Here is a 19,198-nt window from a genome sequence, read left to right on the forward strand (position 1 = left end):
GCGTCATTTCCCGACTCACCTTGAACGACTCGACTGCCCATGACTCATACCGACCTGAAAGCACGCATCGCCGTCTGGATCGATGCACATCGCGAAGCTCAGCAGGCTTTGCTCGCCACACTCGTACGCTGTCCCTCCGACAACCCGCCGGGCGACTGCGCGCCGCACGGTGAACTGGCCGCCCGTGAAATGGAAGCGCTTGGCTTCACCGTGGAACGCCACCGCGTGCCCGATGACGTGGTTGCGCGCCACGACATGCAAAGCGTGATCAACATAGTGGTTCGCGAACGCTTCGGCCCCGGGCCTACGGTGGCACTCAACGCCCACGGCGACGTCGTGCCCGCGGGCGGCGGCTGGAGCACCGACCCATACGGCGCCGAGGTGCGCGACGGCTGGATGTACGGACGCGGCGCGGCGGTATCGAAGTCGGACTTCGCGACCTACGCCTACGCGCTTCGCGCGTTGAAGGACTGTGGTGCGCCGCTCGCCGGAACGGTCGAATTGCACTTCACCTACGACGAGGAAACGGGCGGTCTGACAGGTCCTGGCTGGCTGCTCGCCGAGGGCATCACGCGCCCCGATTTTGCGGTCTGTGCATCGTTCTCGCATCATGTGACGATCGCGCACAACGGCTGTCTGCATCTGGAAGTGAAGGTGCTCGGCAAGTCCGCGCACGCGGCACGCCCCGACACCGGACACGATGCGCTCGAGGCCGCGACGCACATTCTCGCGGACCTTTACGCGTACCGTGCAACGCTCGCCCTGCGCCGTTCGAATGTGACCGGCATCGAGACGCCGACACTCGTCGTGGGGCTGATCGACGGCGGGATCAATACCAACGTCGTGCCCGACGAAGTGACGTTCCGCCTGGACCGCCGGATCATTCCGGAAGAGCAGCCGGAAGCGGTCGAAGCGGAATTGCGTGCGCTGATTGAAGCGAGCGCCGCGACCTTGCCGGGTATCCGCACCGGGATCACGCGGATACTTCTCGCGCGCCCGTTCATGCCTGTTCCGGGTGCAGAGCGGCTCGCAGAAATATTCTGCCGCGAGGCGAGCGCAGTGATGGGAGAAGTCGTGCCGACCAACGGCGTGCCGCTTTACGCCGATGCGCGTCTTTATGTCGAAGCCGGCGTACCGACGATCATGTACGGCGCCGGGCCGCGCTCGCTGCTCGAAGCCAACGGGCATCGCGCAGACGAACGGGTCCCGCTGGACACGCTGCCGCTCGCGAGCAAGGTGGTCGCGAATGCGTTGATCGAATTGCTCGCGCCGGCACGGTAACACGTTGCTGAGACCGTCGGGTAAGGTCCGCGTTCAAAGCACCTCCTGCAGCAACTCCCCGCGCAGCTGCGCAAGAAAGGCCGCCTGCACCTCTGTGGCCAGCCAGTCATGGCGCGTCGTCAAGCCGACAGTCCGTCCCGCGCCGGATGTGGCAACGTCCAATGCGACGAGCTCGTCGCCGGGATAGGCCTGCCGGATCTGCGATCTCGACAACAAGGTGATGCAATCGCTTTCCATCAGCATCGCCATGATCATGGCGAGCGAACTGGTCTCCACCACAAGCCGTGGACGGCGCGGCAACCTCGACAGCATGGCGTCGATCACCACGCGCCGCGGCATGCCGGGTTGCGGCGCGACCCAGTCGAACGCGGCAAGATCGGCGGTGGAAATAACAGACTGAGCCGCCAGCCGGTGCCCTTTGCGGACCGCTACGACGTACGGGTCCTCGAACAACCCGGTTTCGATCACCGCACCCGACAGACGGGGCTCACGCAACGCACCGACAATCGCGTCGATCGCGCCAAAGCGCAAATCTGTCAGCAGTGCGGCATGCGAGCCCTCCTGGAGCGTCACGGTTGCGTGCGGGTGGCTGCGCAACAAGCGCTGCGTTGCGCGGGCCACGAGGCGCGGCGGCAACATCGGCAGTACGCCGATCGCGACCCTCCCGGTGAGCTGGCCGCGCGCGGACGAGAGCTCTTCACCAGCCTGCGTGATTTCGTACAACGCAAGGCTCAGACGGCGTGCGAGTTCGATGCCGGCCGGGTTCGCCGACACGCTATGCACGCGCCGCCGGTACAAAGTCACGCCGACCGTGCGCTCGAGTTCGCGCGCGGCGCGATGCACCGCCGGCGGCGAAATGCCGAGTTGCTGTGCGGCTTCAGACGCCGAGCCCCGATGCGCGATCGCGATATGACACCGTACTTGCGCATCCGTCAGGTGCCGGCACACGCGGCTGACCGAGCGCGACGGCGTTTCGACGCCGCCGAGCAATTCGGCCACGGCTTGCTCGATCTGGTTGAGCATCCGCTTCACGCGCCGGTACAGGATTACGCCTTCGGTTGTGAGTTCGCTGCCGCCGTAGCCGCGTTCGAACAGGGTCACACCGAAGCTCGCCTCCAGCTTGCCGATCGCCAGACTGACCGCAGGCTGCGAGCGCCCCGCCCTCGCTGCGGCCTGCCCGATGCCGCCGGCGTCGCACACCGCATCGAAAAGAAACAAACGCCGCAAGCGGGCCGAATCGTCATTCATCTGAAGCTTTCTCCATGCGTCCGTATTCTCGTCGTAAACCATGAGATTAACAAAAACTTATGTCGCGGGACGCAGTTCATATTAAGCAAACCGACTGAGCCGCACTTAAAGTGACGGCTATTCGAAGCGCGAGTCTTCCTGACAGGAGTTTTCTCATGACCTTTGTGGTCGATACCCACACTCATGCAATTGCCGCGGATACAAAGCGTTATCCGCTTGCGCCGGTCGGCGGTCATCAGTCGGAATGGTCGGTCAAGCGGCCGGTCAGCTTTGAAGCATTGCTCGCGGCGATGGACGCCGCAGAGATCGACCGGGCGATCGTAGTACAGGCTTCGACGGTCTACGGCAACGACAATAGTTATGTGGTCGATGCGGTGCAGGCGCACCCGGACCGCTTCAGTGGCGTGTTTTCCGTCGACGTGCTCGCGGCCGACCCGATCATGCAGATGCAGCGCTGGCTCGATGCCGGGCTGAGCGGGCTGCGTCTTTTTACGACCGGCACCACGATGCCGGGACAGGCCGGCTGGCTCGACGACGAGCGTTCGTTCCCTGCATGGGAATACGCACAGCGGCATGCAATTCCGGTTTGTCTTCAAATGACCGCACTGGGCATTCCCGCCCTGCTCAACATGCTGGCCCGCTTCCCCGACATCCGCGTGCTGCTCGATCACCTCGCGCGTCCCGACCTCGCCGGCGGGCCGCCGTATGCGGAGGCTGCGCCGCTATTCAGCCTGGCTGCCCATCCGGGCGTCTTCCTGAAGCTGACCAACCGGACCATTCGCGAAGCGTCACGCGGCGCGTCGACACCCGCCGCTTTTTTCCAGCGCGTGCTGGCTGAGTTCGGCGCGGCCCGGATCGCATGGGGCTCGAACTTCCCGGCGGCGGAAGGCTCTCTGCCCGAATTGCTCGCCGAGGCACGCGACAGCCTGTCGATGCTGCCAGCCGAGGCGCTTGCTGCGATCTTCGGCGGTACGGCGCGTACGATCTACCCGGCGCTCGCAAGTTGAGCCGCCATGCCGCGGAGTCTTCGCACATGAGTCAGGACCTGTCACGCTTGCGCCTGTCGGCTGCATTGAAAACCTATCCGCACACAAACGGCCTGAAATCAGGCGCCATTGCCGATCCTTCGCTCGAACTCGTGTTCAGCGACGTCGAGCCGATTCATCGTGCGTTCGCGCCTATGGCAAGGACTCAGGCGTTTGACGTCAGCGAGCTGGCTATCGTCACGTATCTGCAGGCGAAGGCCTACAACAAGCCGGTGGTGCTGCTACCGGCTGTCGTCGCCGCACGTTTTCAGCAGGGCTGCATTATCTATAACGCGCAGCGCGGCAAGCTAAGCATCGACAATCTCGCGCGCGCCAGAGTCGGCGTACGCGCCTATTCGCAAACCACCGGCATGTGGGTGCGCGCAATCCTCGCGCAGACCTACGGCGTGCCGGTCGAAACGATCGACTGGGTCACGTTCGAAGGCTCGCATCTGGAGGAGTATTGCGATCCGCCGTTCGCACGCCGCGCGGCACCCGGACAGGAACTGCTGTCGATGCTGCGCGCCGGTGAACTCGATGCGGCGATTCTCGGCAACGATCTGCCTGGCGAACCCGGACTCGAGACGCTGATTCCCGACCCCGCCGCGGCCGATGCTGCCTGGTACGAGATCCATCGATACGTACCGGTCAATCACGTAGTCGTGATGAAGCGCGAAGTCGTCGAGCAATATCCGCAAGCGCTGCGGGCGGTGTATGAACTGCTCAGGCGCGGCAAGGCGTCCGTCGCCGCGACACCGGGCGAACCGGATAAGCTGCCGTTCGGTGTAACTGCCTTGCGTGCGCCGCTCGAGGAAATACTGGAATTCTGCGCGCACCAGAAACTGTTGCCGCGCAGCTTGAGCGTCGACGAAATCTTCGCCGACTCCATCGAGGTTCTGGGAGACGATGCGCTTTAAGCACAGCAGTGCGATAGCGTGCGCCGTACTCCGAAGCATCTACTCAACCATGTGCGGACAACGGATCCGCCACGTTTTCCTGAAGGAGACAAGATGACCTTGCCTGGTAAAGCCCCGCCTCATCCGGGCCGGCGCCGGCCGTTCTACCGGGACCTGTCGTTCCAGGTGCTGGCCGGCATGGTCATTGGCGTTGCGCTCGGGTATTTCTATCCGGGCGTGGGCGTCGACATGCAGCCGCTTGGCGACGCGTTCATCCGCGTCATCCAGATGCTGATCGGCCCGATCATCTTTTGTACCGTTTGCAGCGGCATTGCCGGTGCAAACGACCTGAAGAAAGTGGGCCGTGTCGCGATCAAGGCGTTGTTCTACTTTGAAGTCGTGACGTCGCTTGCCCTCGTGATTGGTCTTGTGACCATCAACGTGCTGAAACCCGGCGCGGGAATGAACGTCAACATGCAGGATGTCCCATCGGGCATGGTGGACACCTACGTGTCGCAGGCGCATCACGTCGTTTCGACCAGCGCGTTCCTGCTCAATGTGATTCCGCGAACCGCCATCAGTGCCTTTGCCACCGGCGACATCCTGCAGGTGCTGTTTTTCTCCGTGCTTTTCGCGCTTGGACTCGCTGCCATCGGCGAGCGTGCCGCGCCGGTGCTGAATGTGATCGATAGTATTTCGTCGGCACTGTTCTGGATCATCGGCCTGACGATGAAAGTTGCACCGATCGCGGCGTTCGGTGCGATCGCGTTCACGGTCGGCAAGTTCGGCTTCGGCACGTTGCTGTCGCTCGGCAAGCTGATTCTCGAGTTCTATCTGACCTGTGCGCTTTTTTTCATTGTCGTGCTGTGGCCGATCGCTCGCGTGAACGGCTTCAGCCTGCTCAAGCTGATGCGCTATATCGGCGCTGAACTATTGCTGGTGTTGGGCACGAGCTCGTCGGAAACCGTCTTCCCGCAGTTGATCGACAAGCTCGAACGACTCGGTTGCGAGAAATCTGTCGTCGGGCTCGTATTGCCGACCGCCTACACGTTCAATCACGACGGCACCTGCCTCTACTTTGCGGCCACCGCGATCTTCCTTGCCCAGGCTACCAATGTGCCCATGACCTGGCATGCTCAACTCGTATTGCTGGCGGTGCTGCTGTTGACGTCGAAGGGCGCGGCGGGCGTTTCAGGTGCGGCGATCGCCGTGCTGGCGGCAACGCTCGCGGCCACGAACTCGATTCCTGTGGCATCGATCGCGCTGGTTCTCGGCATTCATCGAGCCATGTCATCTGCCTTCGTATTCACAAATATCGTTGGCAACAGCGTCGCGACCATCGTCATCGCGAACTGGGAAAAGGCACTCGACCACGGCACGCTTCGCTCCGAACTGAACCTCGGCTACAAGGAAGCTGATGCACCGGTCGGCGCGTTGAAACAACAGATGAACGGCGCGGGACATTGAGGTGCGCGATTCCATCGTTGGTTGATGGAATCGTGCAGACCCGACTCATAGGCTCACGAATAGAATGAGAAAATCATTCTCATATAGTTCGCATTCCAAATAAAAAAATACCCAGTCGGAAACGCGAACGCGGACCGGCCGGCCATGACTTTGACTGGAGACAAGCTGTGAAAAATAGATGGTTCGGTTGGCTGACATTGAGCGTGTCAGGCGTATTGGGTGCTGCGAGCGAAGCGGCAATCGCGCAGTCGAGCGTGTCGCTGGCCGGTACCGTCGATGGCGGGATCCGGTATCAGACCAATGCCAGCGCGTCGGGTGGCGCCGTCGCGACGATGAATTCGAATGGCTATTTCAGCTCGAACAAACTCGATTTCCAGGGCGTGGAAGATCTCGGCGCCGGCTGGAACGCGCACTTCCTGCTCGAAAGCGGTTTCAATCTCGGCAACGGCCAGTTCGACAACACGACCGGCACCGAATTCAACCGACAGGCTTTTGTCGGCGTCGGCGGCAAATATGGTTCGATCGACATGGGGCGGCAGTACACGATCGCCCATGACATCGTCGGCATTTACGATCCGTTTCACTTTCACTTCACGCCGCTCATTCCTTTGACGGTGGCATCCGATGGCACGCGATTCAACAATGACGTGAAGTACAAAGGCTCGTACGGACCGTTGCGCCTCGAAGTAGAGAATGCGTTCGGTGGTGTCGCGGGAGCCTTCAACAGCGGTGCATCGCATGGTGTCGGCGTGAACTATTCCAGCGGACCGTTCAGCATCGGCGGGCTCGTATCGCACCGCAGTGTACTGGTCGGAAACACCTATCAGGGCGACGACTACTACATGGCCGGCGTCGGCTTCAAGTTCGGGGCGCTCAACGTGTCCGGCGGTTTCATGTCGGAAGATCAGGCGAACGCAGCGGTCACGCATACCGTCACGCATAACGCGTTCGGCGGACTGAGCTACCAGATCAGCCCGGCATGGAACTTCACCGGCGGCTATTACCAGACCCAGGTATCGAACGACAAGGCATCGCGACGCGGTTTGTCAATCATTTCGCTCGCGTACTCGCTATCGAAGCGCACGCTTCTTTACGGCGAAATGGACTATACGAAGTATAAGAACGCGCAGGTGTCGACGCTTAATCCGACTGGAAAAAACTCACAGACGGCGGTGACGGTGGGTATCGATCATGTGTTTTGATCGCGGTCCTGGCCAGGACCGCGGCATGCCGCGGGAAGCATGAATATCGATAAACAAAACAGATGGGACTTTCAACACTTGGCAGCAGGCAAACGACCGCGCCACCCGCATAATTTCGGTATCGGAAAAAAACAGAACGGGGGAGACGGTGAGCCTGTTGCGCAAGATGTACGTTCAGGTACTGATCGCCATTGCCGTAGCGATTGCATTCGGTCTACTTGCGCCGCATCAGGCGGTGATGATGAAACCGCTTGGCGATAGCTTCATCGGCTTGCTGAAGATGGTGCTCGGACCCATCATTTTCTGCACTGTCGTACATGGCGTCGGGCACATCAAGGACTTCAGAAAATTGGGGCGCCTCGGTCTTAAAACGCTGCTCTATTTTGAAGTGGTCAGTACGCTGGCGATGCTGGTCGGCTTTGCGTTCGTGAATATCGTCAGGCCCGGCGATGGTCTGCATGCGGGCTCGCTGAGCTCGACGGGCGCCGCGGCCGAAGTCATCACCGCCGGAACCGGCGACTTCTCGTTCACGCACTTTCTGGTCTCCATCATCCCTCGCACGCTCGTCTCGGCTTTCGTGACCGGCGACATCCTGCCTGTCCTGTTCGTTTCGCTGCTGGTCGGCTTTGGGTTGAGCAGTTGCGCGAAACCTGACTGGGTCGTCTTTCGCCTGATTGAGGAAGCGCAGACGATCGTCTTCAAGATTCTGGGGTTCATCATGCGGCTTTCCCCAATCGGCGCATTCGGCGCGATGGCAACTGCCGTGGGAAGCTATGGTGGCGTCACGTTGCTTTACCTGCTGCGCTACATCCTGACCTACTACGCGAGCACGCTGTTTTTTGTCTTCGTGGTGCTGGGCATTGTCGCGGCGACAGCAGGCTTCTCCATCCTGACGATCCTTTCGCTGATCAAGGAAGAGGCGATTCTGGCGATGGGCACGGCCGCCAGCGAAGTCGCCTTTCCGCGTCTCGTCACCAAACTCGAACAGGCCGGCTGCGATGAAGTGGTGGTCGGTTTTGTGCTGCCGGCAGGGTATAGCTTCAACATCGACGGCGCGTGTCTGTATATGGCATGCGGCGTCGGTTTCATTGCGCAGGCCACCGATACCCCGCTTTCGCTGTCGCAACAACTGGGCCTGCTTGCGGTGATGCTGCTCACGTCGAAGGGCGGCGCCGGTTCAGCCGGTGGCGCGCTGGTCAAACTTGCAGCCACCCTTCAGTCTTCCCGCGCCCTGCCTCTGTCGGGCGTGGGCCTGCTGTTCGGCATCGACCGGGTGCTCGCGATCGCAACCTCAACGACCAACGTCATTGGCAACTCGGTTGCGGTGCTCGTGCTTTCGAAATGGGAACACATGTTCGACAAGCAAAAGTTCGACACCTACGTGAATCACCGTCACGCGTCTCCCGCCGAACCCGCTCCCGTACAGGCGAGTGAACATCGGCTTTGAGGTCTTGCCCGATCGCCGGCATATCCGCCTGTCACTTGAAGAGAACTCTGTATGGATCAGAACAGCAATCAGCACATTGCGCGCATCGCGATAGTTGGCTTCGGAGAAGTCGGGTCCATTTTCGCTCGTGCGTTGACCGCCGGCGGTCGTGACGTATCGGTCTACGATATCAAGCTGCAGGATGCGGCGACACGAGCACCGATGGTAAAACGAGCACACGAGTGCGGCGCGCACGCGGCCGAGGACCTTGCGACGGCGTTGCGCGATGCTCAACTCGTCCTCTCCGCCGTCACCGCAAGCCAGGCTGAGGCAGTCGCCGCCGCGTCAGCGGAGCATCTCGCGACCGGCCAGACTTTTGTCGACCTCAATTCGGTATCGCCAACCGTAAAACAGCGGAGCTGCAAGCAGATCGAACTCAACGGCGCTGATTACGTGGAAGCGGCGGTGATGGCGCCGGTCCCGCCGCAAGGCGTCCGCGTGCCGATGCTGCTGGGCGGCCGCCAGGCTACGCGGACTGCGGAAATCCTGAACAGCCTGGGTATGCGCACCGAAGCCGTTGCGCAGGAAGTCGGCCTGGCTTCAGCCATCAAACTGTGCCGAAGCATCATGATCAAAGGCATGGAAGCGCTGTGCGTCCAGTCGATGCTGGCGGCAAAGCAGTTCGGCGTGGACCGCCGTGTGCTTGCATCGCTCGCGGCGAGTTTCCCCGGTGTGGGCTGGGATGACGGTTACGAAGCGTATCTGATCGGCCGGGTGGTCGAGCATGGACAACGACGCTCCGAAGAAATGCGCGAAGCCGCGTTGATGCTCGGCGAGTTGGGAATACCGACGGCCCTCGCAACTGCCGTCGCTGACGTACAACAAGACCTCGCCGCGCGCTCCGCGCCATTGGTCGCCGCGCTCGATCCGGAGGGAAGCCTCTCCGAGTGGAGAAGCCTGCTCAAGCCGGCCTGAGCCGTTCGATGAACCGCTACTGAAGTAGCAGAGGAAACGGGGTCCCGGGAAACCTTGGTTGGCAGAATCAAGAGGGACGTCTGGAAACGGCGCTCCGTCCTCGTCTTTCAGAAACGGAGCTCGCGGTAGCTCAAGTGGAAGGTTGGATCTTAGGGGTTAGAGCGAGTTGACCTGTTCCCAACTTGATTTAGCCGCGCCTGTGCCAGCCGCGCTTTATGCCGGCATCTTGCGAAACGCTATCGAGAAGCGATTCCAGCTGTTGATCGATGTCACCAGCAGAGTGAGCTCGGTTATAGCAACGCAAGGAGATCGTCCTGCACTACTCCAGACTGAAGCTTCGCGATGCCTCTGCATTTCGCATGCTGTAGGCAGACAAGATCCGGTACAAGGTGACGCGGGACACGCCAAGTTCCCGTGCAGCGTCACCCACACGCCCGCGATTCCTTAACAATGTCATCTCGATTGCCTGCCGCTCCCCCACCTCGCGCGCCTGCGCAAGCGACAGGGGGATGCATTCGGCAAACTCGCCAAGTTCCAGATCGCGCGCACCGATCAGCTTTCCTTCGGTCATCACAATCGCCCGCCGCACGCGGTTGATCAACTCGCGCACGTTGCCCGGCCAAGTATAGTTTTGAATCGCGGCGATGGCGTCGGGAGCAAAACCGCGCAGACGCCGACTTGCGTCCTTTTCAAAACGATCGAGAAAATTCCTGGCCAGCAATTCGATATCATTGCCACGTGCCCGTAGCGGTGGTTCATCGATTCGCAGCACGCACAAACGGTGATACAGGTCCGCGCGAAACCGGCCTGCAGTCATCGCGGCCTGCATGTCGACGTGGGTCGCCGAGACAATGCGCACGTCTACCGGCGTAGACTCGTGACCGCCCAGCCTCTCAACCTTTCGTTCCTGCAGGAAGCGCAACAGGCTTGCCTGACTTTCCAGCGGCAAGTCGCCAATCTCATCGAGGAACAGCGTGCCGCCATTTGCCGCTTCCACGCGGCCGATCTTGCGCTGGTTCGCACCGGTAAAGGCGCCGCGTTCATACCCGAATAACTCGGACTGCAAAAGATGTGCGGGAATCGCCCCGCAGTTGATCGCCACAAACGGCTGGTCGCGCCGCGTCGAACGCGCGTGAATGGCCGTCGCAGTCAGTTCCTTGCCCGTGCCCGATTCGCCTGAGATAAAAACGGGCGCATCGGTCATTGCCACTTTACGGATCGCACGGAAGAGCGCAAGCATGGCGTCACAAGAGCCGATCATTTCACCTTCTGCGTCGCCACCGCCTTTGCCATTGTCGGCGTCGCGTGCGCCGCTGTCATGCAGCGCCGCCATTCCGTAAGCGTGGCCTAGTGAGTTCAGGATGCGCTCACTCGACGCTGGAAGCGTGACATAGTCGGAGCAGAAATCGCGGACGAGACGTCGAATGGTTGGACTTTCGAGTTGCGCAGGCGACAAGAGCGCGACCCATCCCACTGTCTTTACCGATAACCATGTTTCAGCCAGACGCAGATTGGCCAGCACGCTTCGCGCCGAAAAATCGACCAATCCACCGCTGGGCTTCGACGAAAAATTCTCCGGTTCACGATTCGGTTCCAGGGCTTTGACTTTCCAGCCGCGCGCGTCCAGGAGCGAGCGAAGCTCGAGCGTCAAAGGATCACCTACGTAAAGCAAATGCCTTGGAAGTAAGGAAGAATCAGCCATGAAAGTCATACCGGTTAGTTATGGCGAACACCGCCATCAAGCGCTGCGGGGCAAACCCACCGGGCGTTGAGGCGAAACACTGCGTCGATGCAATCGTCACTCGCATCGATGCCCGGCGAGTGCTTGAACAAAACTACCGGCGTTGTTGATTAGTACATCGAATTGGCTGAAGGCCGTACGCACCTACGGCACCAGCCTGTCAACTTCGACGGTCACGCACACGTCTACTTGAAACGACTCGGCGGGACTACTAGCCCACCTCTTTCCAGTTGCTGCAATCGCGGACGGTCATCACGCACATGCCCGCGTTGCCAAACATTAGAGCTGTCGCAACGACGATAGCGGTGCCCGCTCCCGTCATCACGACGCCCTTTTTTTTCACCTTTTCTCTCAGGTCCTGCCCTGCACGCTCAGTAATTAATGACCGTTTTGCGTCAATGCCTCGAATTGCTTGAAAAAACGGATGAGACAGTTCAAATACTCCTCGGCGATTGGCGACAGTTCCTTGGGGCTTGGAACCAGGATTGCCACAGGCGGCGTGTTGTCCGACACCCCTGCAATGGGTCGCCAAACGACCTCGCCCCGATCAAGTTCGTCGATAAAACCCAGCTTTGTGAAAAAAGCAATGCCACGTCCCCGAACCACCATGGACTTGATCAGGCCTATGGAGTTCGATTGCATATGGACCTTCGTTTCCTCCCAGTGGCGGGAGTATTCGAGGGACAACGGGCTCGGCAATTCATCGTTGACGCCCGTTTGAAAAATGGGATATTCACGACATTCCTCGAACGTTACCAGGTCTTTCTTTGCCAGCGGATGAGCGGCCGACAGTACAGCGCCGCTCGGGAAATTCGCGGTGGCAGCGATCCGGGTCCCGGCTGGCGCTTTCTGGCAAAAGCTGATGCCTATATCGAATTGTCCCGACGCCACCCGATCCGCCACCTTGGACAACGGTGCATACTGGATCGCGTAGGTCACGGCGGGAAACAACTCGCCAAAATCGTCGATAACCGCCGGCAACAGTTTCTCCAGGGCCGAATCCATCGCGATAACGGAAATATGACCGGTTCGTTCTCCTTTCATTGCGTCGAACTCCGCACGCATCGCATGGAAACCATCCAATGTTTCGCGGATATGCTTGAGCAGGCGTTCGCCGGCCGCGGTCAGCTTCAGCCCGCTCGGCAGCCGGTCGAACAGTTCAACCGCCAGTTCGTCTTCGAGGTTTCGTATCTGCCGGTTGATAGCGCTCGGCGCAACGAACAAATGTTGCGCCGCCTTGCGCATCGAACCGCACCTGGCAACTTCAGTGAAATATTTTAGAACGCTGGCATGCATGGAAATCTCAACCTCGTTGCCCGTATTACTGTCTGGTATAGCTGCGGATTTCCGGATGGTCGATGCCGGTCGAGCCGACGTCACACGCTCCGCCCGGACTGCCAAGCGCTGTTACGGCAGGCCCGAAGAATTCGGAATTGATCCGTTCATATTCTCTTAGTTCGGTTGGAAGATCGTGAGCGTCATAGATCGCACTCGTCGGGCAAACCGATACACACAAACCACAGTTAATGCATTCATCCGGGTGAATATATAAAAATCGGGAGCCCTCATAAATGCAATCCACGGGGCAGCAGACCACACATGCGCCGTCCTTGACATCGATGCAGGCCTCGGTAATGACATATGCCATCAGCGCCCCTTCCAGACGGGCTTGCGATGCTCCTTGAATGCCAGGACACCTTCCAGCGCATCCTCGGATTCCAATGCGGTGACCAGCGCGGGCAAGCGCATGCCCTGCGCGGCGGAGGGAGACAGTCCCTGCGTCGAGCGCACGAAAGCCTTGATCGCGCGCAACGACAACGGCGCACAGGACAATATCTCGCCGACCCAGCGCTCGACCGCCACATCGAGATCCGCACGCGGCACGACCTCGTTGACGAGCCCCATCTCGAACGCTTCGGTCGCTTTGACGTGTCGCCCGGTCAGCAGCATGCCCATCGCATGACGGTAGGGAATCTGGCGCGTGAGCAGCGTCATGCCGCCGTCGAGCGGCATCCTGCCCACTCTCGGTTCCGGCAGGGCGAATACGGCTTCGTAGCAAGCAACGGCGATATCGCAGCCGAGCATCAGTTCCAGTCCGCCGCCAAGCGCATAACCATTGACGCGCGCGATGACCGGCACGTTCAGCGTCTCGCGCAGCGGCAATCCGCCGAAACCTTTGGGCAGCGGATGAGCCCAGTAATCGAGCCCGCTGGAACTGCCGGCTTTTATATCCGCGCCGGTGCAGAACGCTCGCTCGCCATCGCCTGTCAGCACAACCACGCGAATGTCCGGATTCCGTTCGATCCGTTGCCAGATCTCTTCCAATTCTTGCTGCGCGGCGGAGTCGAGCGCGTTAAGTACATCGGGCCTTGAAATCGTGACCCGTGCAACACCGCCGTTCAGTTCCAGATTTACGTCCATTGAATGTCACCTGTCATTTGACGAAGTCGTCGCCAAATACCTCGGCGGTGTGCTGTCCGAGCGAAGGCGGTGGCCGACGCAGTTCAACGGGTGACGCCGACATCCGGATCGGGCTGCCGATAAGCGACAACTCCTGCCCTATTCCGTGCCCTTGCAAAATCATCTGGTTGTGATGCGTCTGTTCGTCGTCCAGCACCTCGCGCAGATGCTTGACGGGTGCGCACAGCAGGTCCTTTTTTTCCAGCAGGCGAAGCCAGTGATCGCGCGTCTCGGCGCGGAATCCCTCGGCCAAGGTGCTGCGAAGTTCAGCCTTGTGCCGCAATTGCTGCCCGAGATTGCAGTAGCGCGGGTCAGTCGACAGGTCATCGATTCCGAGCACATCGCAGATGTCGCGTAACGGGTTCGACTTGAATGCACCGACGAGTACGAACGGTGCATCCTTTGCATGAAACACCAACGACAGCGGCATTGCGGCCCAATTCAGTTCGGAATCAGCCATCATCAGCATGGCCGCCTCCTGCATCTGGATAGCAAGCATCGAGTCATACAGCGACACGGATAGTTTCTGCCCGAGCCCGGTCCTGTCGCGATGCAATAACGCGAGCAAAATGCCCTGCACCATGTGCATGCCGGCGGAGTAGTCCGCAAGCGTAGTCGGATAGATGTTCAGCGGCACCGACTCGTCCGATCGCCGGGCCATTACGCCCGACATTGCCTGCGCCAGCACATCCTGCCCCCCCTTCGCGCTATAGGGCCCCGTTTCGCCAAAGCCAGTTCCAATGGCAAAGATGATCCGTTCGTTGAGCTTTCTGCACTCCTCGTAGCCGAGACCCATACGCTCCATCACCCCGGCGCGAAAATTACTGGTCACGACGTCAGCCCCGGCAATAAGTTTCTTGACGGCTTCCAACTGTGACGGGTCGCGCAAGTCGAGCGCCACGCTCCGTTTGTTGCGGTTCAGGCTGCAGAAGACCGGGTTATCTGCGCCTGCGATCGGCTGGAACGTCGAGCGGCTCAGGTCCCCTTTGCCTTGCCGCTCGATCTTGATCACGTCCGCACCGTAGTCCGCGAGCATTTGGGTGCACACGGGTCCCATCATCACTTGCGTGAAATCGACGACTTTGATCCCCGACAGCGGGAGGTCAGACACAGCAGATGGCTTGAACGAGACCGAACTCATGCGGCCACTCCAATCGCAGCGCTTGCCGCCAGTGCCGGAATGTCAGGGTTGGGACCCATCTGGTCCCCTGGGTCCGCGCCTTGTGCGCGCAAGGTTCGCTGCAGCAGACCGACATCGATATCGCGAACTCTTTTGCCCGCGTTGAGCGCCTGCACCGCCGCGACCCCTGCGGCTTCGCCCATTGCCATGCAGGGCGGGATTTCACGCGACATTTTTTGCGCCTGGGAGGTCGAGGAGTAATGCCGGCCCGCGATCAGCAGGTTGTCGACTTTCTTCGGCAGCAGCGAGCGATACGGATAGTAGTAGTCACGTCCGCGCGCGATGGCGTCCGGGAAGCGGACCCGGTTTGCAATGTCGTCCTTGGTCATCACATATTCGCCCTGCAACAGTCGCGTTTGCCGGACGCCGGTCTGAGGAGCAAAGTCCACCACATAGCTCGACTGAAAACCCGGAAAGTTTTTCTTCGCAAATTCGAGCACTTCGTGAACGATCTCGCGCCCGAGCATCTCCACCCGGGTCAGGTCTTCGACCTCGATCCCGTTATAACCGGGCAAGTGCGGACAGTTGCACCAGACGATGCCCTTCAGTGGCGTCTTGAGCCACCAATAGGCCCATGCACCGCCCAGCATTTGTTTGATCGTCCGGTCGAGCGCGGCGTAGGCCACCGGGTCTTCGAATTCGAACCGCTCGGCGGTGTCGGTATCCACGCCACCGATCCGAAAAACGGTCGTCATGATGTAGCTTCCGCCAATGTAGGGCGCACCTGCCGACGCTGCGACATCCAGGTCACCCGTGGCGTCGATAACTACGTCTCCGAGAATGGCTTCACGTCCGTTCTTGGTCTCGCATACAACACCTTTGACGACATCGTCTTCAACAAGTGTCCTGGAGAACCACGAATGCAGGCGCAGTTGAACCCCGGTTTCCTTGACGAGCTCGAGCGACACACGTTTCCAGCCATCGGGGTCGAACGCCGCGGCGAAACAGACCGGACGCGGCTGCTGGCGGCTATGAAAATCGAACGTGCCCCAACGAGCCCACTTTTGGTACGCCTCCTGGCTCTGCCGCCACTCGTTTGATTTCGGATAGATAGCCAGGCCCAGATGCGACATCCGCTCGATGAATTGCAGGCACGTACCCCGCACTGAAATTTCGTGTTGGCTCGCGTCCCACATGTCGTCCAATACCAGCACCATACCGCCGGATGCAAGGCCGCCGAGATGGTTATAACGCTCAAGAAGAATCGTCTGCGCACCATTGCGTGCCGCCGCCAGCGCCGCGGCCAGGCCTGCGGGGCCACCGCCGACGACAACCACATCGGCCTTGGCCGCGACCTTCGTGTCGCGAGCCGGTTCACGCAAAAATTTCTGAAAAGTCATTTGATTTCCTTACTGCCCGTACAAACGAATTAGCCGCCTCAGTGCGCAGGCCACATCAAGACCACTTCACGATCCGCTTTTCCAGCAGCGCGATCACGACGTAGAAGAGACCCGATAAAAGTGCGCTCATCACGATGGCCGCATATAACAGCGGGGAGTCATAGTTGTACGTGGCCTGGATAATCTGAGCGCCGATCCCCTGGGTCGACCCGATCCACTCGCCCACGATGGCGCCAATCACGCACATCGAGGCAGCTATCCTCAATGCGGAAAACAGATATGGCAGCGCGCTAAACAAACGGAGCTTGAAATAGATCTGCGTACGCGTTGCCGACAGCATGCGCATTAGTTCCATGATTTGCGGATTCACTGCTTCCAGCCCGCGCACGGTGTTGATCAAGGTCGGGAAGAAGCACACCATCGCGGCGATCACGATTTTTGGCGCCATTCCGTTGCCCATGATCAACACCAGGATGGGTGCCTTGGCGACAACGGGAATCGCATTGATCGCGACGGCTATCGGCAAAAACAGCCGCTGGAGAATCTTGCTGTGCACGAACACGGTCGCAACGAGGATCGCAACGAGATTGCCGAAGATGAACCCGAGCAGCGCTTCCAGTGCCGTCACGCCGAGGTTCTGCAGCAGCAGGTCGCTCTTCTGGATGATGGTTTGCATCACCAGTATTGGAGACGGCGCGATAAAGGGCTTGATGTTGAAGCCCGCAATGACGGCCCACCACGCGATCAGCAGACCCGCGATGCCAAGTACAGGCAGCACGCGTCGCTGACGCGCGAGCCTGCGCTGCTCCTCCAGGTAGCGAGCTTCGTCGATCGCATACGAGGCTGCATGCGAGGCCGCGTGCACATCCATTGGAGTCGAGCTGGCGTCCATCAGCAGGTCTCCAGCGTTTTGCGCAATCTGGCGGCAAGGGACACGAATTCGGGGCTTTCCCGTGCTTCGAGCGTGCGCTCGTAGGGAAGCGGAACCGAGACGATATCGCGCACGCGCCCGGGATTGGCGGCCAGCACGAGCACGCGCTCGCCCAGATAAGCCGCCTCATAGATGCTGTGGGTCACGAACAGGATCGTCAGCTTGGTTTCCTTCCATATCCTGCGAATCTCGTCGTTCAGACGATCCCGCACAATCTCGTCGAGCGCGCCGAAAGGCTCGTCCATCAGCAAGACCTTCGGATTCCCTATCAGTGCGCGCGCAATGGAAACCCGCTGCCGCATTCCACCGGAAAGTTCATTCGGGTATGCGTTTTCCGATCCCCTCAACCCGACGAGATCCAGTAGCTCGGTGGTTCTGACGCGATGCTCGCGCGGACTTTTGCCTGAGATTTCGAGCGGTAGCTCGATGTTCTGCAGCACGGTTCGCCACGGCATCAAGGCCGCGTCCTGGAAGACAAATGCAACGTCGCCGTTGGCGCGGGCGCGCGAAGGTTTGTCGCCAAGGACCTTGATCGAACCGCTGCTGGGCGGCAGGAGGTCTGCTACAACCCGAAGGAAGGTCGACTTCCCGCACCCGGAAGGACCAAGCAGCGTCAGGAATTCGCCCTCCCGCACATCTAGCGACAGCCCGGAAATTGCCGTCACGCTGCGGCGGTTCGAGAAAAATCGAACCACGATGTCACGACAACTGATCGCATGTCCATTGACAGCCATGTCGCCGGCAGCGCTCCATGCGCGCGCCGGAGATTGCACTGCCGTCATGTCGATATTCGCGTTCATACGGCCATCCGGACCGACCGGGTCTTCTCGAGGATGGCCGTCGTCATGACTTCGCTTACGACCGGTACGTGGCCCGAAAACTGGCCCAACTGGTCGAATTGCGTGATCTGCTGCTGCCAGCGATCGGCGCTCATCGTGCCCCAGCCGTTCGCCGCCGTTTCGTCGTCCAGCGCGCACTGGAGTTTGATGGCCAGCGCCGCGCGTTCGTCCTCACGGTTCAACTGCGGATAATCTTTCAGCAGGTATTCGATGGCGCGATCCGGCTGCGTTCTGCAGACATGCCATCCGCGCGCGGTTGCGCGCAGGAACCGCACGAGAAGATCCGGACGGGTCTCGAGCGTGGATTGGGTCGCGTAGTACGGCCACGCATACAGATGCACGCCTGCGTCCCATAACGTCAAACCAACTCGCTCGTCGCCTAACGCCCTCAGCGCGGAGGTGTTCGAGAGCCAGCCCGTCACGACGTCCACTCGTCCGGTGAGCAATGAGGACATGTCACCGCCAATCGGGACGATCGTCACCTGGTTTTCGGGGATCTTGTTCTTGGCTAGCAAAAGGCGCAGCAATATCACGCCGGTCGGTGCGACGCCCACGCGTTTTCCGATGAAGTCCTGGGGCGTATGCACAGGATTCTTCTTGAGAGAGAAATAACCGTAAGGGTGTCGCTGAAGACCCGCTGCGAACGATTGAACCGGAATGCCCTGAGATGTTGCCAGCATGATCGCCGGGCTGGACGAGATCTCCCCGATTTCAAACCTGCCCGAAGCCACGATCGCGAGGCCGTCGACACTCGGGCCACCCGGCTGGATCGCCAGACTCAGCCCTTCATCCTTGAAATACCCCATGGCCCGGGCAGTTACCTCTGCAATTTGATCGGCGCCGGCTATATAACCAAGTTGCAGATTGATAAGCCCCTCCTCCGCGCCCAACGCCTGGACCGTCGCAAGAGAGCCGGCCGCCGCAGCGCCCGCTGTCGCCAACGATCCCAGTACAAGCCTTCGCCTGCGTAAGTTGAATCGACAATCCATCAGGTCACTACCCCAAGTGTAAGAAGACAGGTCATCCAAGCGCGTTATGTTCTATTTGTCGCACTGTACGCATTCTAAATTGCCCACTACAAGATCAAATTTTGCCTGTGCACGTTGCCCAAATTAGTGCACCCCCCTCTACACCATGTCGTTATACAGAAATGTCGGCATTACCGTCATCGCGCAATAAGCGCATGG

The 19,198-nt window shown here is 60.1% G+C and carries 17 protein-coding genes; 7 read left to right on the forward strand and 10 right to left on the reverse strand.

Translation table 11 applies throughout. The annotated features are described in order from the left end of the window. Positions 1 to 39: 39 nt before the first annotated feature. A complete protein-coding gene (locus M0D69_RS36900; protein ID WP_301786761.1) occupies positions 40 to 1,281 on the forward strand; it encodes a M20/M25/M40 family metallo-hydrolase in 1,242 nt (413 codons plus the stop codon). A gap of 33 nt (positions 1,282 to 1,314) precedes the next feature. Here M0D69_RS36900 and M0D69_RS36905 read toward each other — a convergent pair whose 3' ends face one another. Then, on the reverse strand, positions 1,315 to 2,529 hold the full coding sequence (locus tag M0D69_RS36905) for a LysR family transcriptional regulator (protein ID WP_301786762.1): 1,215 nt from the start codon (positions 2,527 to 2,529) through the stop codon (positions 1,315 to 1,317). 155 nt (positions 2,530 to 2,684) lie between these two features. Here M0D69_RS36905 and M0D69_RS36910 point away from each other — a divergent pair, with 155 nt between their 5' ends. The 6 genes from M0D69_RS36910 (at position 2,685) to M0D69_RS36935 (ending at position 9,520) form a co-directional block, all read left to right on the forward strand. After that, positions 2,685 to 3,536, forward strand: a complete 852-nt coding sequence (locus M0D69_RS36910; protein WP_301786763.1) for an amidohydrolase — start codon at positions 2,685 to 2,687, stop codon at positions 3,534 to 3,536. A 26-nt stretch (positions 3,537 to 3,562) separates the two neighbouring features. After that, entirely contained in the window at positions 3,563 to 4,471 is a 909-nt protein-coding gene (locus tag M0D69_RS36915; protein WP_301786764.1) for a hypothetical protein, read from the forward strand. A gap of 93 nt (positions 4,472 to 4,564) precedes the next feature. Beyond that, positions 4,565 to 5,917: a C4-dicarboxylate transporter DctA gene (gene dctA / locus M0D69_RS36920; protein ID WP_301786765.1), complete on the forward strand. Its 1,353-nt coding sequence runs from the start codon at positions 4,565 to 4,567 to the stop codon at positions 5,915 to 5,917. A gap of 167 nt (positions 5,918 to 6,084) precedes the next feature. After that, entirely contained in the window at positions 6,085 to 7,119 is a 1,035-nt protein-coding gene (locus M0D69_RS36925; protein ID WP_301786766.1) for a porin, read from the forward strand. Positions 7,120 to 7,267: 148 nt separating this feature from the next. Next, a complete protein-coding gene (locus M0D69_RS36930; protein ID WP_301786767.1) occupies positions 7,268 to 8,566 on the forward strand; it encodes a cation:dicarboxylase symporter family transporter in 1,299 nt (432 codons plus the stop codon). Between the two features lie 51 nt (positions 8,567 to 8,617). Beyond that, positions 8,618 to 9,520 (forward strand): DUF1932 domain-containing protein, encoded by a 903-nt coding sequence (locus M0D69_RS36935; RefSeq protein WP_301786768.1) that lies wholly within the window; start codon positions 8,618 to 8,620, stop codon positions 9,518 to 9,520. A 319-nt stretch (positions 9,521 to 9,839) separates the two neighbouring features. Here M0D69_RS36935 and M0D69_RS36940 read toward each other — a convergent pair whose 3' ends face one another. The 9 genes from M0D69_RS36940 to M0D69_RS36980 form a co-directional block, all read right to left on the reverse strand. After that, the gene (locus M0D69_RS36940; protein WP_301786769.1) at positions 9,840 to 11,222 is read right to left on the reverse strand and encodes a sigma-54 dependent transcriptional regulator; all 1,383 of its coding nucleotides are present in this window, start codon (positions 11,220 to 11,222) and stop codon (positions 9,840 to 9,842) included. A 417-nt stretch (positions 11,223 to 11,639) separates the two neighbouring features. Continuing rightward, positions 11,640 to 12,557, reverse strand: coding sequence for a LysR family transcriptional regulator (locus M0D69_RS36945; protein WP_301786770.1), 918 nt, complete (start codon positions 12,555 to 12,557; stop codon positions 11,640 to 11,642). A 25-nt stretch (positions 12,558 to 12,582) separates the two neighbouring features. After that, a complete protein-coding gene (gene fdxA, locus M0D69_RS36950) occupies positions 12,583 to 12,909 on the reverse strand; it encodes a ferredoxin (RefSeq protein WP_301786771.1) in 327 nt (108 codons plus the stop codon). Then, a complete protein-coding gene (locus tag M0D69_RS36955) occupies positions 12,909 to 13,682 on the reverse strand; it encodes an enoyl-CoA hydratase-related protein (protein WP_301786772.1) in 774 nt (257 codons plus the stop codon). Before M0D69_RS36955 ends, fdxA begins: the two co-directional genes overlap by 1 nt. A 13-nt stretch (positions 13,683 to 13,695) precedes the next feature. After that, positions 13,696 to 14,862, reverse strand: a complete 1,167-nt coding sequence (locus M0D69_RS36960; protein ID WP_301786773.1) for a CaiB/BaiF CoA-transferase family protein — start codon at positions 14,860 to 14,862, stop codon at positions 13,696 to 13,698. Beyond that, a complete protein-coding gene (locus M0D69_RS36965; protein WP_301786774.1) occupies positions 14,859 to 16,241 on the reverse strand; it encodes an FAD-dependent oxidoreductase in 1,383 nt (460 codons plus the stop codon). The genes M0D69_RS36960 and M0D69_RS36965 overlap by 4 nt, the downstream gene beginning before the upstream one ends. A gap of 55 nt (positions 16,242 to 16,296) precedes the next feature. Beyond that, positions 16,297 to 17,133 (reverse strand): ABC transporter permease, encoded by an 837-nt coding sequence (locus M0D69_RS36970; protein ID WP_301786775.1) that lies wholly within the window; start codon positions 17,131 to 17,133, stop codon positions 16,297 to 16,299. Next, positions 17,133 to 17,972, reverse strand: a complete 840-nt coding sequence (locus tag M0D69_RS36975) for an ABC transporter ATP-binding protein (RefSeq protein WP_301786776.1) — start codon at positions 17,970 to 17,972, stop codon at positions 17,133 to 17,135. Before M0D69_RS36975 ends, M0D69_RS36970 begins: the two co-directional genes overlap by 1 nt. Continuing rightward, positions 17,969 to 18,952, reverse strand: coding sequence for an ABC transporter substrate-binding protein (locus M0D69_RS36980; protein ID WP_301786777.1), 984 nt, complete (start codon positions 18,950 to 18,952; stop codon positions 17,969 to 17,971). The genes M0D69_RS36975 and M0D69_RS36980 overlap by 4 nt, the downstream gene beginning before the upstream one ends. Positions 18,953 to 19,198 lie beyond the last annotated feature (246 nt).

The organism is Caballeronia sp. SEWSISQ10-4 2 (genome assembly GCF_030464885.1).
Taxonomy (GTDB): domain Bacteria; phylum Pseudomonadota; class Gammaproteobacteria; order Burkholderiales; family Burkholderiaceae; genus Caballeronia.

What these genes read in the sequence shown, in the direction of transcription:
- M0D69_RS36900 (WP_301786761.1), top strand. Translation starts at nt 40, where the DNA reads ATGACTCATACCGACCTGAAAGCACGCATCGCCGTCTGGATCGATGCA.
- M0D69_RS36905 (WP_301786762.1), bottom strand. Translation starts at nt 2,529, where the DNA reads ATGAATGACGATTCGGCCCGCTTGCGGCGTTTGTTTCTTTTCGATGCG.
- M0D69_RS36910 (WP_301786763.1), top strand. Translation starts at nt 2,685, where the DNA reads ATGACCTTTGTGGTCGATACCCACACTCATGCAATTGCCGCGGATACA.
- M0D69_RS36915 (WP_301786764.1), top strand. Translation starts at nt 3,563, where the DNA reads ATGAGTCAGGACCTGTCACGCTTGCGCCTGTCGGCTGCATTGAAAACC.
- dctA (WP_301786765.1), top strand. Translation starts at nt 4,565, where the DNA reads ATGACCTTGCCTGGTAAAGCCCCGCCTCATCCGGGCCGGCGCCGGCCG.
- M0D69_RS36935 (WP_301786768.1), top strand. Translation starts at nt 8,618, where the DNA reads ATGGATCAGAACAGCAATCAGCACATTGCGCGCATCGCGATAGTTGGC.
- M0D69_RS36940 (WP_301786769.1), bottom strand. Translation starts at nt 11,222, where the DNA reads ATGGCTGATTCTTCCTTACTTCCAAGGCATTTGCTTTACGTAGGTGAT.
- M0D69_RS36945 (WP_301786770.1), bottom strand. Translation starts at nt 12,557, where the DNA reads ATGCATGCCAGCGTTCTAAAATATTTCACTGAAGTTGCCAGGTGCGGT.
- fdxA (WP_301786771.1), bottom strand. Translation starts at nt 12,909, where the DNA reads ATGGCATATGTCATTACCGAGGCCTGCATCGATGTCAAGGACGGCGCA.
- M0D69_RS36955 (WP_301786772.1), bottom strand. Translation starts at nt 13,682, where the DNA reads ATGGACGTAAATCTGGAACTGAACGGCGGTGTTGCACGGGTCACGATT.
- M0D69_RS36960 (WP_301786773.1), bottom strand. Translation starts at nt 14,862, where the DNA reads ATGAGTTCGGTCTCGTTCAAGCCATCTGCTGTGTCTGACCTCCCGCTG.
- M0D69_RS36965 (WP_301786774.1), bottom strand. Translation starts at nt 16,241, where the DNA reads ATGACTTTTCAGAAATTTTTGCGTGAACCGGCTCGCGACACGAAGGTC.
- M0D69_RS36970 (WP_301786775.1), bottom strand. Translation starts at nt 17,133, where the DNA reads ATGGACGCCAGCTCGACTCCAATGGATGTGCACGCGGCCTCGCATGCA.
- M0D69_RS36975 (WP_301786776.1), bottom strand. Translation starts at nt 17,972, where the DNA reads ATGAACGCGAATATCGACATGACGGCAGTGCAATCTCCGGCGCGCGCA.